Source organism: Amycolatopsis sp. NPDC003865, assembly GCF_053605345.1.
Window position 1 is genome coordinate 1,025,545 of record NZ_JBSGJA010000001.1, and the last position, 14,409, is coordinate 1,039,953.

The window sequence follows — 14,409 nt, forward strand, 5'->3', positions numbered from 1 at the left end:
GGTGCCGTGATCGACGAGTTCGCGAAGCGGTACCTGCACGACGATCTGCGCGAGGCCCGCGAGGCCGTGCTGGAGAAGCTGGAGGGGTTGAGCGAATACGACGTCCGGCGTCCCCTGACCGCGACCGGGACCAACCTGCTCGGGTTGGTGAAGCACCTGGCGCTGTGGGAAACGCGGTACTTGGGCGAGGTGTTCGGCAGGCCGTTCCCCGAGCCGCTGCCCCGCTGGGACGACGCCGGGGCGCGCGGCCGGGACTTCTGGGCGACCGAGCACGAGACGCGCGCGGAGGTGATCGACGGATACCACCGCGCGGCGGCGCACGCCGACGCGACGATCGAGGCGCTGCCCGTCGACGCGCCCGGGCACGTGCCGTGGTGGCCGCGGCCGGACGTGCTGCTGTTCACTGTCCTGGTCCACCGGCTGACCGAGACCACCCGGCACGCCGGGCACGCCGACATCCTGCGCGAACAGCTCGACGGGACGACCAGCGCGCCGGCCCGGGACCGCGGGTTCTGGACCGAGCGGTGCGCGGAGATCGAGCGAGCCGCGCGGGCCGCCGCGGAGTCCTGACGGAGGCGGCACTTTCACGTGAAAGTGCCGCCCCCGGTCCGAAGTGGACGGCGGGTCAGCGGCGGCCGCCGTGGTCGTCGCCACCCTCGTGGTGCCCGCCGTGGTCGTCGCCCGCTTCGCCGCCACGGCCGCCGTGGTCGTCACCGGGTTCGGCACCGCGGCCGCCGTGGTCGTCGTCCAGGTCGTGGGTGCGCGTCGGGTACGTGCCCGGCGCCGGGCGGCTCGGGTGCGTGCTCGGCGCGGGCGTGCTCGAGTACGTGCCCGGCGCCGGGCGGCTCGTTTCCGTGGCTTCGCCGCTGCCCGGGGTTTCCGTGACCGCCGAGGGCGCGCCCGTCGCCGGCACCCGTGGGGTGTCGTCGGCACCGGACTGCGCGAGGGCCGCCGTGGTCCCGCCCACCGCGAGCGCCGCACCGGCCGCCGCGATCACCAGAATCTTGCGCATGTCTGCTCCTTTTCGTTCCCTGCCAACGAAAGAAGCTTCACGCACCCGGCGATAGCGGCGCGCTGCCCACGGCTTAAGGCATCCCTAAGGGCTTCCCGAGCTCCAGCACGACCCGCGCCCCCCGCGGCCCGCCCCGCGTGACCGTGAACGTCCCGCCGGACGCGCGGGCGGTCTGGCGCGCGATGTCGAGGCCGAGGCCCGTCGACCCCGCTCCGCTCGCGCCGCGCTCGACGTCGTCGAAGGCGAACCCCGGCCCCTCGTCCGACACCTCCAGGCGGGCCCCCTCGGGCGTGCCCGTCAACCGGATCGCGTAGCTCGTCCCCTCCGGCGTGTGCGCGAAGACGTTGCCCAGCAACGCGTCCAGGCACGCGGCCAGCTCGGCCGGCCCGGCCGCGACCGGCAGCGGGCCCGGCGCGACCTCGACCGTCACCGCGCGGTCCTGGTCCTGGGCCAGCACCGACCAGAACTCCGCGCGCTCGGCCACGACCGAAGCCGCGTCGCACGAGCCGGGCGCCGAGTCCCGCGCCCGCGCCTGGTCGATCAACGCCGTGACCTGGCGCTCCAGGCTCTCCGCGTGGCCGGTGATCCGCTCGGCTTCGCCCGCGTCGCGCAACGACTCGGCGTCCAGCCGCAGCACGGTCAGCGGTGTCCGCAGCCGGTGCGAGATGTCCGCCACCGCCTCGCGTTCCTGGCGCACCAGGTCCCGGATCCGCGCGGCCAGGAGGTTGAGCGCCGCCGCCACCGACCGCACCTCTTCCGGCCCGCCGGGCACGGCCCGCGCGTCGAGGTCGCCCTCGGCGAGCCGGCGCGAGACGGCCGCGAGCTCGTGGACCGGCCGCACGATCGAGCGGGCCAGGCGGTCGGCGACGAAGACCCCGAGCGCCAGCAGCACCACCCCGAGCCCGGCCAGCAGCAGCCACGCCGAGCCCAGGCCACGGGTCAGCTCGGCGCGGTCGACGAACGCGCGCACGACGGCGGTCCCGCGCGGCAGGCCCTGGACCGCGACGAGGATTTCGCGGCCGGCGGCGTCCTCGACGGTGAGGCTGGCGCCCTGCGCCGCGGCCAGCGTGACACCCGGCGTGCGCGTGCCCGGCGCGCCGAGCACGGTGCCGTCGGGGAGGAACACGGTCACCGGGTGCCCGGCCGTCGTGTTCAGCTGGTCGACCGCCGGCCGCAGCGCCGCCGCGTCGGACGTCGCCACCAGGGACGTCAGGGACTGCGCCTTCGCCGTCGCGGCGGTCACCGCGCGGTCGGCGGCGACCGACCGCAGCAGGATCGCCAGCGGCACGAGGAACGCCACGAGCACCAGGCTCATCGCGGCCGCGACCAGCACTGCGAGCCGTTTCCTCACGCCTCGGCCCCCGGTTCGGCCAGCCGGACGCCGACGCGCCGGACGGTGTGCAGGTACCGCGGCTCCTGGGCGGTCTCGCCGAGCTTGCGCCGCAGCCACGACAGGTGCACGTCCACGGTCTTGTCCGCCCCGGCGTAGGGCAGCTTCCAGACGTCGGCGAGCAGGTCGCGCTTGCTCACCACGGTCCCGGCCCGGCTCGCGAGGTAGTGCAGGAGGTCGAACTCGCGCGGCGTGAGGTCCAGCGGCGCGCCGTCGAGGGACGCCTGCCGCGTCCGCGCGTCGACCGACAGGCCGCCGACGACCACCGGCTCGTGCGTCTCCTCCGGCTCGGCGCGCCGCAGCACCGCGCGGATCCGCGCGTCGAGCTGGGCCCCGCCGAACGGCTTGACCACGTAGTCGTCGGCGCCCGCGTCGAGCAGCCGGACGATCTCCTCCTCCGCGCCGCGGGCGGTGACCACGATGATCGGCACCGCGCTGACCGCCCGCACCATCCGCAGCACCTCGCGGCCGTCCAGGTCGGGCAGCCCCAGGTCGAGCAGCACGACGTCGGGCCGGTCGGTGACGGCCGCCTGCAGCCCGGCCATCGCGGTCGGCGCGGACGTCACCGCGTGCCCGCGCTCGGTCAGCGCGCGCAGCACGGCTGTGCGGATGGTCGGGTCGTCCTCGACGAGCAGCACGGTCGCCATGCCCGGAGGCTACCCACGGAAAGCCGCGGCGCCGGCCGGCCGGCGAACGCTATGCCTTCCTTAGCCATGCCTTAACCCGCCCGGGTGGCACAGTGGACGCATGAGCGGGCGCGGGGTGCTGATGACGGCGGGGTGGCTGCTGGCCGCCGCCGTCACCGCGGGCGCCGGCACGGTGGCCCTGGACCTCGTCGGCGCCGGGATCCTCGGCCCGCAGAACCAGCCGTTGTCCGCCGGCGACGTCGCCCGCGCCCTGGCCACCGTGCCCTCGAGTGCCACCTCGGTGCCGCCGGCACCTTCGCCGTCGAGCGACCCGGCACCGCGCGGCCTGACCCTTCCCGGCGGCACCGTCGTCGCCACGTGCGCGGGGGCCCTGGTCACGCTGAACTCCTGGAGCCCGGCTCCCGGTTTCCACATCGACGACGTCTCCCGCGGCCCGGCCACGACAGCGTCGGTGAAGTTCGAGAGCGACCAGGCCGAGAACCGGGTGACCGTCACGTGCCGCGACGGCGAGCCGCACGCCGAAACCGTCGCCGACGACGGCGGCGGCCACCGGGGCCGCGGCTAGCCCGGCAGTCCCGCGTTGAGGCGCGCCAGGACACTGTGCGGGAACGGCAGGTCCGGCGCGCTGACCGCGGTCAGCCGGTCGAGCTGGACCTCGGTCAGCTCGAGGTCGAGCGCGCCGAGCGTCTCGGCGAGCTGCTCGGGTGACCGCGCGCCGATCAGCGGCGCGGGCATCCCGGGCCGGCGCGTCACCCAGTGCAGGGCCACCTGAGCGGGTGTCGCGCCTGTCTCGGCGGCGACCTCGCGCACGACGTCGAGGATGGCCCAGCGCACCTCGGGCAGGGCCCGGAACGCCGCGCCGCCGGTGAGCCGGCCGGTGCCCGCGCCGTCGCGGGAATACTTGCCGGACAGGAACCCGCCGCCGATCGCGCCCCACGGCTGGATCGCGGTGCCGAACTCCCGGGCCAGCGGCACGAACTCCGCTTCGATCGCCCGCTCGAGCAGCGAATACTCCAGCTGCAACGCGGTGACCGGCGGGCCGCCGAGCATCGCGGCCTTCGTCGCGTACCAGGCCGGGACGTCGCTGAGCCCCACCGCGCGGACCTTGCCCGCGCGCACGAGGTCGCCGAACGCCGCCATGACCTCCTCGGCCGGGGTGAAGCCGTCCCAGATGTGCAGCCAGTACAGGTCGACGTGGTCGACGCGCAGCCGCCGCAGCGACGCCTCCAGCGAGGCGACCATGTTCTTGCGGCCGTTGCTGCGGCGGCGCGGGTCGGAGTACGGGCCCCCGCCGGAGAACTCCGGGCCGGAGTACTTGGTGGCGAGCACGACGTCGTCGCGGTCGACATCGCGGAGGAACTCCCCGACCAGCTCCTCACTGCGGCCGTCGCTGTAGTTGTCCGCCGTGTCGACGAAGTTGCCGCCGCCCTCGGCGTAGGCGCGGAAGACCTTCCGCGCCATGTCGTCGTCCGCGCAGAAGGGGCCGGTGCCGAAGGTCATCGCGCCCAGCGCCAGCGGGGACACCCGCAGCCCGGAGCGGCCGAGCGCCCGGTAGTCGTCCAGTCGTGTCATGCACCCGATCGTGCAACCCGGAGCGTGGTCCGGGTCAAACCCGATCGAGGGCATTCGCGGGCAACATCGGGGAGTCATCCAGGCATACCCCCGACTATCACCAGATGAATGTCCGGTGTGCGCTAATCTGGCGCGATCAGGGGCCCGGTGCCCCGCACCCCGGCGTGGCGAGGAGTCGAATTCGTGCAACCGAACCTGGGGCCAGGCGAGGACTTCCAGCTGCTGCTCGAGCGGCAGGTCCGGGACATGCAGTCGAAGGCGGCGGCGCTGAGTGAAGCGCTTTCCGCCGCCGGTGCCACCGTCCGCTCCCGCGACGGCTCGGTCACCGTCACCCTCGCGCCGAACGGGGCGCTCACGAACCTCGAGCTCGGGCACCGGGCGTGCGAACTGGGCCCGGCGCGGCTGACCGCGGCGATCATGGGCACCGTGCGGGAAGCACAGCGCCAGACCGCCCGCACCGTCGCGGACTCCTTCGCCACCATCAACGGCGACGGCGAGTCGACCGACATGGTCCGGTCGTTCCTGCCGCCGGACCCGCCGCCGGACGGCGACTTCGCGGCGCCGGAGAGCGCGCCCGAGCCCGAGCGGACCCCACCGCCGCCGCCCGCCGCTCCCCCGGCGCGGCCGCCCGCACCGCCGGCCGGCGGACCCGCCCCGCGTCGCCGTCCCCCGGCCGACGACCGCTTCGACGACGAATCGAACCCCTGGTGAGCGGCGGCGGGTTCAAGGTCAATTCGGAGCCATTGGCCACCTTCGGGAAGCACCTCGACGAGCTCCAGAGCAACCTGCAGAGCACGGCCGACCTCGTCGGCGGCATGGTCTGCGACCCGGGCATGTTCGGCATCAACCCGGCGTGCCAGCTGATGGCGGCGGGCGCGAGCACGTGGACCGACAAGGCGCGCCACCAGTTCGGCGACTACGCCAAGACCATCGGCGAGTTCTCGGACAAGGTCGCCGAGGCGGCGAAGCGCTACCAGTCGGGCGAGGAAGACGCCATCGAGTCGATCGTGAGGTTCGAGTAGTGGGCGACGACTACCAGAGCAAGGACGTCAGCCTCCACGGCTCCGAACTGTTCAACAAGGACAACGCGGCGGCCGGTGCCGGGTTCTTCGAGGCGGCGGTCGGCCTGGACAAGGCCGTCAAGGAGAACGACAAGGTCGCGATCGGCATCGGCGCGGCGGGCATGGCGCTGGAGACCATCGGTCTCGTGCTGGACCCGATCGGCAGCCTGCTCACGGCCGGGATCGGCTGGCTCATCGAGCACATCACGATCCTGCGGTGGCCGCTGGACATCCTGATGGGCGACCCCATCGGCATCCAGGCGGCGAGCGAGGCGCTCAAGGCCGAGAAGAAGAAGCTCGAGGGGTGGTCCCAGCAGCACCAGGAGGCCCTCAAGACGCTCATGAACGACTGGTCCGGCAAGGCCGCGGACCAGTTCAAGAAGGACATGGAAGCGGTCACCGAGCAGCTGACGTCCCTGGGCGGCTACCTCGACCAGGCCGGCAAGAACATGATGATCGCGGGCGGCATCGTCGGCGCGTTCCGCGGCATCCTGCGCGACCTGATCGCGATGCTGCTGGCGACGATCATCAAGGGCGCCCTGATCGCGGCGGCGCTCGCCCCGGTGACGTTCGGGGCGTCGATCGCGCTGTTCATCACGACGACGATCGGCACGGTCGCCACGGCGCTGGGCAAGATCGGCACGAAGCTGATGCAGCTGGCCAAGAAGCTGGGCGACCTGGTGAAGGCGCTGGCGAAGATGGGCAAGGCGGGCGACGAGATCGCGGCGGTGAAGCCCCCGACGAGCAGCCTGACCCCGACACCGACCCCCAAGCCACCGCCGGCAACCCCGAAGCCGGACACGACGCCCGCGCCGAAGCCGTCCTCGGCTACTCCGGAGCCGAAGCCCTCGTCGGCTACGCCGGAACCGAAGCCGGACCCGAAGCCCGATCCGGCACCGTCCTCGTCCTCGGCCACACCGGATCCGAAGCCCTCCTCGGCTACCCCGGAACCGAAGCCCGAGCCCAAGCCGGACCCGAAGCCCGATCCGGCACCGTCCTCGTCCTCCGCCACACCGGATCCGAAGCCCTCCTCGGCCACCCCGGAACCGAAGCCCGACCCGGCACCGTCTTCGTCCTCGGCGACCCCCGACCCGGAACCCAAACCCTCCTCAGCCACCCCCGAGCCGAAGCCCGAGCCCAAGCCGGATCCGGCGCCGTCGTCTTCTTCGGCGACCCCCGAGCCCAAGCCCGACCCGGCGCCATCGTCGTCCTCGGCAACGCCCGAGCCGAAGCCGGACCCCAAGCCCGACCCGGCGCCATCGTCGTCCTCGGCGACCCCCGAGCCGAAGCCGGACCCCAAGCCGGACCCGAAGCCCGATCCGGCGCCGTCCTCGTCCTCGGCCACACCGGATCCCAAGCCCTCCTCGGCCACCCCGGATCCCAAGCCGGACCCGGCACCGTCGTCCTCTTCGTCCACTCCGGACCCGGCGCCGGCGCCGACGCCGGATCCCAAGCCGCACAAGCCGTTCACCGATCAGATGACCAACGTCATCAAGGACAAGCTGTCCAAAATAGACGGTGTGACGCCCGAGATCATGCAGAAGTTCGACAAGATCAGCAACTTCTCCGTGCACGAGCTCGGCAAGGTCTTCGGCAAGGAAGGCGCCGAGCGGTTCGAGTCGGCCATCAAGATCATGACCGACCCGTGGTTCGGGAAGTCGGGCCTGGCGGGCAAGACCGTCGTCGACATGATCAAGGGCGTGCCCGCCAGCATCGGGAACGTCACCGGCGGCGGGGACGACGACTAGTCACCCGCCCGAGATGATCACCGCCCGGGACGCGAGGTGCAGGGCCAGCCGCTCGTCCGGGCGGGACAGGTCCACGCCGAGCAGCTGCTCGATCCGCGCGACCCGGGCCGCCACGGTGTTGCGGTGCACGCCCAGCACCGTGGCGGTCTCGGCGATCGACGACTCCGCGTCCAGGTAGGCCGCGAGGGTCCGGACGAGGTCGCCCGGCGCCGAGCGCAGCGGCGCGACCAGTGCCCGCGCCGCGGGCTCGAACGTGTCCGTGCGGGTCCATTCCAGCAGCAGCTGGGCCATGCCGAGCTGGTCGACGTGCAGGAAGTGCCCCGTCTCGGGGCGGGTGGCGGCCAGCCGGGCGGCGTCGAGGGCTTCCGCGACCGTCGCGGCCAGTCCTTCCGGACGCGGGTGCGGCCGCCCGACACCCATGTGCGCGCCCAGGCGCAACGTCCGGTGCGCCGCCTGCAGCCGGGTCGCCAGTGCGCGCACCCGCTCCGCCGTCGGTTCGTGGTCGAACGTGACCCAGCCGGTCCAGCCGTCGCCGTGCTCGACGACCGCCTCGACGTCCAGCGCGCGCATGACCTCCTGGGTGCGCGCGACCGTGTCGACGGCCGCCGGGACGCCGAGGTGCAGCCCGACGTGCCAGCCGCCGAGCCGCCACCCGGCGTCGGCGACGCGGCGGCGCAGGTCCGCGCCCGGCTCGGTGTCCAGGCGCAGCAGGTCGCCGAGCAACGCGGTGCGCGAGCGCGCGTCACGTTCCAGTTCGAGGCGGTTGGCCAGGAGCCACCGCTGCAACGCCCCGGCGGCGACGGCGAGGGCGGGCGGGACGACGTCGGCCCGCGCCGCCTCGGTGCCCCGCAGCTCGGCGGCCAGCCACAGCGCGGGCCGCTGCAGGAGGACGGGGTGGGCGAGCAGGACGCCGTCGTCGAGGCCGGTCCGCTGCGGCACGGCTTCGTCCAGCCGGACGCGCCCGGCGACTTCCCCGGCGAGCGGCACCCCACGGTCGTCGAGCACGGCGACGGGCGACCGCAGCAGCCGCCGCAGGACGGCGACGACCTCTTCGGGCGGCCGCAGCCGGTCCCCGAGCGCGCGGTGGGTGGCGAGCAGGAGACCGGCCCGGTCGAGTTCGGGCGCGGCGAGCAGCAGCCGCGCCTCGACGAGCAGGTCCAGCGGCGAAGCCGAGGTGACGAGCAGCGGAACGGCGAGACGGTCGGCGAGCAGCCGGGACGCGCCGAGCGGCTCGGTCCCGGACAACAGGACGGCGGTGGCCCCGGCGTCGGCACAGCGGCGGAGCAGGGCATCGATCTGCCAGTCGGTGCCGGCGATCGGCCGCGCGACGACGGTGAGCTCGCCGGACGCGGGCAGGTGCGAAGCGTCCAAAGTGGCCTGAACGGTCGCGAGTGGACGGTCCAGCCCGGCGGCGCCGGCGAGCACGCGGACGTGGTCCGACCAACCGGGCAGGGAAAGCACTCGGCGCAGGCTCACGGGACCACCACCGGGTCGCAGTCGATGCCGTACGCCCTCGGCTGCAGCACCGGCAGCCGGCGCGGGTCGGTCCAGAACTCCGCCGCCGCCAGGCGGACCACGTCCACCTCCACCCCCGCGCGGATCGCGTCGCACGACACCGGGATCCCCGTCCGGTGGTCCAGCACCGACAGCACGTCGGGCGTCGAGGCCACCGGTGCGCCGTCGCGCAGGGCCAGCAGGTACTCGTTCTCCATCTCCAGCCGCACCAGCCCGCCGTCGCGGTGGTCGGCCAGTGTGACGCTGCCGCGGCCGAACCCCGGGCTGCCGTGCCGGCCCGGACCGGGGTGCCGCGCCACCTCCAAGACCCGGCCGCGCGCCAGCACCGAGCCCGCCAGCGCCTCTTCGAGAACCGGGCGCGCCGGGCTCTCCCCGGCCGCGAGCACCCGGCGGCCCAGCTCCAGCGCGCCGCTCGTCGTCCCCGTCACCGAGCACGACGCCAGCTCGCCGGCCGGGATGGGGGCCAGCGCGAACGCCGCCCACCCGCCCGAGCTGGCCAGGAACGCCCGCGTGCCGCGCTCGATCACGACGTCGGACCCGGCCGCCAGCACGACCACCTGCCCGCCGGGCTCGGCCAGCGCCGCCGGCGCCACCCCGCGGCCGGTCGCGGCCACCGAGAACTGGTCGAGCCGCGGCAGCCCGCGCCCGGACAGGTCCGCGTCGACGTAGCCCAGCCCGAGCTGGTCGGCCACGACCAGCGGCAGCAGCCCGTTGAGGCCGCCGATCTCGATGGACATCAGCGCGTCGGCGCGCTCCCCGGTCCACCGCTCGATCGCCGCCACCGCGGACGCGAACTCGTCCCCGCCCGGCAGCTTCTCGGTGAACGCCGCCGTCGCGCCGACGACACCGATCGGCACGACCTTGGCCGACGGCGCCAGTTCGGCGACCGGCGAAACGACGAGCTCGCGGCCACCGGAGAGCAACCGGCGCAGCAGCACGGCGGCGGTGACGGTGTCCCCGCCACCGCCGGACCCGAGCAGGGCCACCCCGCGTTCGAGGGCGGCCACGTCACCGGCGGTGATGCGCATGACTGACCACAGTAGACGAGCTCAGCGCAGGGCGTAGCCACCGTCGGGGTAGAGCGTCGACCCGGTGGTGTACGTGCTGCCGAACAGGTACAGCACCGCATCGGCCACTTCGGACTCCTTGCCGACTCGGTGCAGCAGCGTGTCGGCGCGGTACTGCGCGAAGCTCGCCTCCCGCACGTCCGCGGGCCGCCCCGCCCAGAGGTTGCCGTCGATCGTCCCGGGCGCGACGACGTTCACCCGGACCGGCGCCAGTTCGACCGCCAGCCCGCGCCCGAGCCCCTCGACGGCCGCGTTGCAAGCGACGTACGCGGGCGCGGCGCCCGGCGGCCGGACGCTCGCCGCACCCGACATCAGCACGATCGAGGCGTCCGGGGCCAACCGGGGCACCGCGTGCTTGACCGCGTGGTACTGGCCCCAGAACTTCGTCACGAACGGGCTGGCGGCGTCGGAGTCGCTCAGCTCGCGCAGCGGCCCGACGGTGTAGGACGCGCCGGGCGTGAACAGGCAGTCGACGCGGTCGAGCGCGCCGAAGAACGCGGCCAGGGAGTCCTGGTCGGTGCTGTCGACGACGTGCCAGGTGGCTCCGATCGAGCCGGCCGCCGCCGCCAGCTTCTCCGCCGTGCGCCCACCGAGGTGCACCGACGCTCCCGCCGCGGCGGCGCGCCGGGCCACTTCCAGCCCGATGCCCGATCCACCGCCGATGACCACGACGTGCTTCCCGGCCAGGCTCATCCGATCTCCTCGACGGGCGCGAAGCCGTGCGGCAGCCCGAACGCGCCCGGGCCGAACGTGTCCAGGGCCGCCGGCGTCCGCATCAGCGGCGGCGTCGAGATGCCGACGACGGTGACCCGCTGGCCGTACCGCAGCGTCTCGGTGGTGATCGGCTCGGCCGTCGCGGATTCCAGCACGCAGATCAGGTCGGGCACGAGGCACCGCACCACACCGTCCACGGTGGCCAGCAGGTTCTCGTTCTGGAAGAGGATCTCCAGCTTGCTCGAGCCGTCGAACGACACCGCCGCCGCGCGGCCCCGCGCGAAGCCCGCCTCGGTCCGCCGCTCCACATCGGACACCTTGCCGCGGAACAGCACCCGTAGGTGCTGGTACGGCGTGTCGGTCAGCGCGGCGGCCAACCGCGAAACCGGGTCCTCGTTGCGCTCGCGCGCTTCCCGGATCGTCCGGCCCACGGTCAGCGCCAGCGAAAGCGTTTGCGGTACCGCCGTCCGCTTCACGTCGGCGCCGCTCATCGCGTACTCGGCGATGTGCGCCACCCCGCCGAGCCGGATGGTGACGCCGCGGGCCAGCCACTCCATCCGCTTGTTGTCCGCGCCGGTGTCGATCACCGTCGTCTCGCCGCGCTCACCGCCGATGGCCATCGGCGACCCGCTGACGCCGTAGACGCCGAAGGTCTCCATCTGCAGTTCGGGGAACGCCCGGCCCATGCCGTCGGCGTCGACGACGGGCAGCCCGAGCCGGGCCCCGACGATCAGCGGGATCATGGAGTTGATGCCGCCGCACTCGATCGGCATCGTCGCGTCCGCGCGCTTTCCGAGGTGCTTCTCCAGCGTCCGCAGCGCCAGCACGGGCTCGGCGCCGTTGGGCAGTTTCTCGTGCACCACGGTCGGCGCGCCCATCTGCGCGGTCGGGACGACCAGGGCGTCGTCGTCCACTTCGGACGGGTCGAGGATCGTGATCGGCCCGTGCTCGCGGATCGCCTCGCGCACGAGCAGCCGCCCGACGTACGGGTCGCCGCCCCCGCCGGTGCCGAGCACGGCGGCGCCGCGGGCGAGGTCGGGCAGGTCGGCTTCGGTCAGGGTCCAGCTCACCCGGCGACTCCGATCGGGTCGATGTCGTAGCCGAAGTACCGCGGCCCGGCCAGCGCGATGCCCTCGGGCGTGTGCCAGCGCGGGTCGGCGGGCGCGGCGAGCACCGTGACGCGCTGGCCGTACCGCAGGCCTTCGGTGGTGACGGCTTCCCCGGACTCGCGTTCCAGCGTGCAGATCAGGTCGGGCACGGACGCCTCGACGACGCCGTCGCGCTCGGCCACCAGGTGCTCGTTCTGGAACCGCAGCACCAGCTCGGCGCCCGTGTCATCGTCCATTCCGGACAACCGGGCCTCGCCGCGGGCGAAGCCGGTGACCGTCCGGCGGGCGACGTCGACGACCTTGCCGCTGAACAGCCGCCGCCCGCCCAGCCGGTCGACGACCTTCGTGACGGGGTCCTCGTGCGCGGCGCGCGCCGACCGCACGAGCGCACCCAGCTCGGCGCACAGGCTCAGCGTGCCGGGCACCAGCGACTCCCGCGCCTGGCCGCCGGACATGGCGTAGTTGCTGATCATCGCCGAACAACCCATGTCGATGGTCGCCGACCGCGCCAGCCGCTCGGCCCACCGGTTGTCCACAGTGTCCAGTACCCCACGGTTGCCCTTCTCGTCCGCGATGGACATCGGGGTGGCGCGGATGCCGTACAAAGTCGGCAAAACCATTTGCAGCTCGGGAAAGGCCCGGCCCATGCCGTCGGCGTCGACCAGGGGCAGGCCCAGCTGCGCGGCCGCGACGACCGGGATGAGGGAGTTGACCCCGCCCGCCTCGGCGCACGCGATGTGCGTCAGCTCCTTGCCGAGGTAGCCGGCGAGCGTGCGGGCGGCGAGCCCGACCTGCTCGGCCGACGGGAGCTTCTCGACCATCACCGTCGGCGCGCCCATCATGGCGACCGGCAGCACGACGGCGTCGTCCGGCACGTCCGCCAGGGGCACCAGCGGCACGGATCCGTGGGAGCGCACCGCCGAAGCGGCCAGCAACCGGCCGATGTACGGGTCACCCCCGCCCCCGGTGCCGAGGATGGCGGCACCGCGGGCGATGTCGTCGAGGTCGTGCTCGGTGATCTCGCGCATCACGCCCCCAGCTGCAGGTCGCCGACGGCCTTGACGCGGATGCGCGTGGCGTTGCCGGGCAGGTACGGGATGGGCACCTCGTCGAAGTCGACGATGCCGACCGACGCCGGCGACGCACCGGCCGCGACCGCGCGGTCGACGGCCTCCTGCTTCGCCTCGTCGACCACGGCTTCCCGCCGGCCGGGCTCGATCACGTAGACGCGGTCCACTTCGCCGCCGATCTGCGCGATGGCCGCGCCGATCGCGTTGGCCACGGCGTAGTTCTCGGGCCGGTGCACCTCGCCGCAGCCGGCCAGCTCGTCCGGCAGCAGCACCGAACCACCGCCGACCGCCACCACCGGCAACGGCTCGGCCGAGGTCCGCATCCGTTCGACCACATCGGACACGTCCGCGGCGATCCGGTCCAGCGCCGCGCGCACCAGTCCCTTGTCCAAGTGCGACACCAGCGACGGGTCGCCGATCTCCGCGCGCCCGGCGGCGACGGCGATGTCGGTCGCGGTGAGCGTGTCGCCCCCGAAGACCAGGGCCTTCGACGTCAGCTCGTAGCCGACCGAGTCCGGGCCCACGGTGACGTTCCCGCGCACCCGGCTGCCACCACCGATCCCGATGGAAAGGACGTCCGGCATCCGGAAGTTGGTCCGGATCCCGGCGACGCTCACGTCCGTGGTCGCCTCACGCGGGAACCCCTGCCGCAGCACGCCGACGTCGGAAGTCGTGCCACCGACGTCGACCACCGCGCAGGTGTCCAACCCGGACAGCACGGCGGCGCCGCGCATCGAGTTCGTCGGTCCGGAAGCGAACGTCGCGACCGGGTAGCGGCGGGCGAAGTCGACGTCCATCAGGGTGCCGTCGTTCTGGCTCAGGTACAGCGGCGCGGTGATGCCCGCGCCGGTGACCGACGCCGACAGCCCGTCGACGATGTGCGCGGCCAGCTCGCGCAGCGCCGCGTTGATCACGGTCGCGTTTTCCCGTTCCAGCAGGCCGATCCGGCCGATCTCGTGGGACAGCGAGATCGCGACGTCCGGCAGCTGCGCGGCGATGATCTCCGCCGCGCGGGTCTCGAACTCGGCGTTGACCGGGGAGAAGACCGAGGTGATCGCGACGCTGCGCACCCCGGCCGCCCCCATGTCGTCGGCGGCCTTGCGCAGCTCGCTCTCGTCGAGCTCCGCGATGTGGCGGCCGTCGAACTCGTGGCCACCGTGGACCAGGTAGCTGCGCCCCGACACCGCGTCGACGAGCCGCTGCGGCCAGTCGACCATCGGCGGCAGCGACGCCCCGGCCGGCAGGCTCAGCCGCACGGCCGCGGTCGGCGCGAGCCGGTGGGCCTCGACGAGGGCGTTGATGAAGTGCGTGGTGCCGATCATCACCGCCCGCACCGCCGCCGGGTCGAACGCGCGTTGCCGCTGCAGGCCGTCGATCGCGGCGACGATGCCCGAGGTGACGTCCGCGGTCGTGCTGGTCTTGACCGAGGCGAGCACCTGGCGGCCGTCGAGCAGGACAGCGTCGGTGTTGGTGCCGCCGACGTCGATGCCGATGCGCACGAAGG

The 14,409-nt window shown here is 73.8% G+C and carries 15 protein-coding genes; 5 read left to right on the plus strand and 10 right to left on the minus strand.

Annotated features, from left to right (window positions below; all coding sequences use genetic code 11):
- Positions 1-6: 6 nt before the first annotated feature.
- Positions 7-570 (plus strand): DinB family protein, encoded by a 564-nt coding sequence (locus ACWEVP_RS04550; RefSeq protein WP_452061242.1) that lies wholly within the window; start codon positions 7-9, stop codon positions 568-570.
- A gap of 55 nt (positions 571-625) precedes the next feature.
- Here the strand turns inward: ACWEVP_RS04550 and ACWEVP_RS04555 are convergent, their stop codons facing one another.
- The 3 genes from ACWEVP_RS04555 to ACWEVP_RS04565 all read right to left on the minus strand — a co-directional run bounded on the left by ACWEVP_RS04555 (position 626) and on the right by ACWEVP_RS04565 (position 3,049).
- The gene (locus tag ACWEVP_RS04555; protein WP_452061243.1) at positions 626-1,012 is read right to left on the minus strand and encodes a hypothetical protein; all 387 of its coding nucleotides are present in this window, start codon (positions 1,010-1,012) and stop codon (positions 626-628) included.
- A 73-nt stretch (positions 1,013-1,085) separates the two neighbouring features.
- Positions 1,086-2,363 carry a sensor histidine kinase gene (locus tag ACWEVP_RS04560; protein WP_452061244.1) on the minus strand — a complete coding sequence of 426 codons (1,278 nt, stop codon included), beginning with the start codon at positions 2,361-2,363 and terminating at the stop codon, positions 1,086-1,088.
- Entirely contained in the window at positions 2,360-3,049 is a 690-nt protein-coding gene (locus ACWEVP_RS04565; RefSeq protein ID WP_452061245.1) for a response regulator transcription factor, read from the minus strand. Before ACWEVP_RS04565 ends, ACWEVP_RS04560 begins: the two co-directional genes overlap by 4 nt.
- A 100-nt stretch (positions 3,050-3,149) precedes the next feature.
- On the opposite strand from ACWEVP_RS04565, the gene ACWEVP_RS04570 reads away from it, so the two are divergent.
- Positions 3,150-3,614, plus strand: a complete 465-nt coding sequence (locus ACWEVP_RS04570) for a hypothetical protein (protein ID WP_452061246.1) — start codon at positions 3,150-3,152, stop codon at positions 3,612-3,614.
- Here the strand turns inward: ACWEVP_RS04570 and ACWEVP_RS04575 are convergent.
- Positions 3,611-4,621, minus strand: coding sequence for an aldo/keto reductase (locus tag ACWEVP_RS04575; protein WP_452061247.1), 1,011 nt, complete (start codon positions 4,619-4,621; stop codon positions 3,611-3,613). The genes ACWEVP_RS04570 and ACWEVP_RS04575 overlap by 4 nt on opposite strands.
- Before the next feature lie 183 nt (positions 4,622-4,804).
- On the opposite strand from ACWEVP_RS04575, the gene ACWEVP_RS04580 reads away from it, so the two are divergent.
- The 3 genes from ACWEVP_RS04580 to ACWEVP_RS04590 are packed head-to-tail and all read left to right on the plus strand — an operon-like array spanning position 4,805 to position 7,430.
- The gene (locus ACWEVP_RS04580; protein ID WP_452061248.1) at positions 4,805-5,332 is read left to right on the plus strand and encodes a YbaB/EbfC family nucleoid-associated protein; all 528 of its coding nucleotides are present in this window, start codon (positions 4,805-4,807) and stop codon (positions 5,330-5,332) included.
- A complete protein-coding gene (locus ACWEVP_RS04585) occupies positions 5,329-5,643 on the plus strand; it encodes a hypothetical protein (RefSeq protein ID WP_452061249.1) in 315 nt (104 codons plus the stop codon). Before ACWEVP_RS04580 ends, ACWEVP_RS04585 begins: the two co-directional genes overlap by 4 nt.
- Positions 5,643-7,430: a hypothetical protein gene (locus ACWEVP_RS04590; protein ID WP_452061250.1), complete on the plus strand. Its 1,788-nt coding sequence runs from the start codon at positions 5,643-5,645 to the stop codon at positions 7,428-7,430. Before ACWEVP_RS04585 ends, ACWEVP_RS04590 begins: the two co-directional genes overlap by 1 nt.
- Here the strand turns inward: ACWEVP_RS04590 and ACWEVP_RS04595 are convergent, their stop codons facing one another.
- From ACWEVP_RS04595 to ACWEVP_RS04620, 6 genes are read right to left on the minus strand one after another with little or no spacing between them, the layout of a single operon-like run.
- Positions 7,431-8,906 carry a helix-turn-helix domain-containing protein gene (locus ACWEVP_RS04595; protein ID WP_452061251.1) on the minus strand — a complete coding sequence of 492 codons (1,476 nt, stop codon included), beginning with the start codon at positions 8,904-8,906 and terminating at the stop codon, positions 7,431-7,433. It abuts the gene before it with no gap.
- Positions 8,903-9,973: a DUF917 domain-containing protein gene (locus tag ACWEVP_RS04600; RefSeq protein WP_452061252.1), complete on the minus strand. Its 1,071-nt coding sequence runs from the start codon at positions 9,971-9,973 to the stop codon at positions 8,903-8,905. Before ACWEVP_RS04600 ends, ACWEVP_RS04595 begins: the two co-directional genes overlap by 4 nt.
- A 21-nt stretch (positions 9,974-9,994) precedes the next feature.
- The gene (locus tag ACWEVP_RS04605; RefSeq protein WP_452061253.1) at positions 9,995-10,705 is read right to left on the minus strand and encodes an SDR family oxidoreductase; all 711 of its coding nucleotides are present in this window, start codon (positions 10,703-10,705) and stop codon (positions 9,995-9,997) included.
- A complete protein-coding gene (locus tag ACWEVP_RS04610; protein WP_452061254.1) occupies positions 10,702-11,796 on the minus strand; it encodes a DUF917 domain-containing protein in 1,095 nt (364 codons plus the stop codon). The genes ACWEVP_RS04605 and ACWEVP_RS04610 overlap by 4 nt, the downstream gene beginning before the upstream one ends.
- Entirely contained in the window at positions 11,793-12,863 is a 1,071-nt protein-coding gene (locus ACWEVP_RS04615; protein ID WP_452061255.1) for a DUF917 domain-containing protein, read from the minus strand. The genes ACWEVP_RS04610 and ACWEVP_RS04615 overlap by 4 nt, the downstream gene beginning before the upstream one ends.
- Positions 12,863-14,404 carry a hydantoinase/oxoprolinase N-terminal domain-containing protein gene (locus ACWEVP_RS04620; protein ID WP_452061256.1) on the minus strand — a complete coding sequence of 514 codons (1,542 nt, stop codon included), beginning with the start codon at positions 14,402-14,404 and terminating at the stop codon, positions 12,863-12,865. The genes ACWEVP_RS04615 and ACWEVP_RS04620 overlap by 1 nt, the downstream gene beginning before the upstream one ends.
- Positions 14,405-14,409 lie beyond the last annotated feature (5 nt).

What these genes read in the sequence shown, in the direction of transcription:
- ACWEVP_RS04615 (WP_452061255.1), bottom strand. Translation starts at nt 12,863, where the DNA reads ATGCGCGAGATCACCGAGCACGACCTCGACGACATCGCCCGCGGTGCC.
- ACWEVP_RS04605 (WP_452061253.1), bottom strand. Translation starts at nt 10,705, where the DNA reads ATGAGCCTGGCCGGGAAGCACGTCGTGGTCATCGGCGGTGGATCGGGC.
- ACWEVP_RS04570 (WP_452061246.1), top strand. Translation starts at nt 3,150, where the DNA reads ATGAGCGGGCGCGGGGTGCTGATGACGGCGGGGTGGCTGCTGGCCGCC.
- ACWEVP_RS04575 (WP_452061247.1), bottom strand. Translation starts at nt 4,621, where the DNA reads ATGACACGACTGGACGACTACCGGGCGCTCGGCCGCTCCGGGCTGCGG.
- ACWEVP_RS04600 (WP_452061252.1), bottom strand. Translation starts at nt 9,973, where the DNA reads ATGCGCATCACCGCCGGTGACGTGGCCGCCCTCGAACGCGGGGTGGCC.
- ACWEVP_RS04565 (WP_452061245.1), bottom strand. Translation starts at nt 3,049, where the DNA reads ATGGCGACCGTGCTGCTCGTCGAGGACGACCCGACCATCCGCACAGCC.
- ACWEVP_RS04555 (WP_452061243.1), bottom strand. Translation starts at nt 1,012, where the DNA reads ATGCGCAAGATTCTGGTGATCGCGGCGGCCGGTGCGGCGCTCGCGGTG.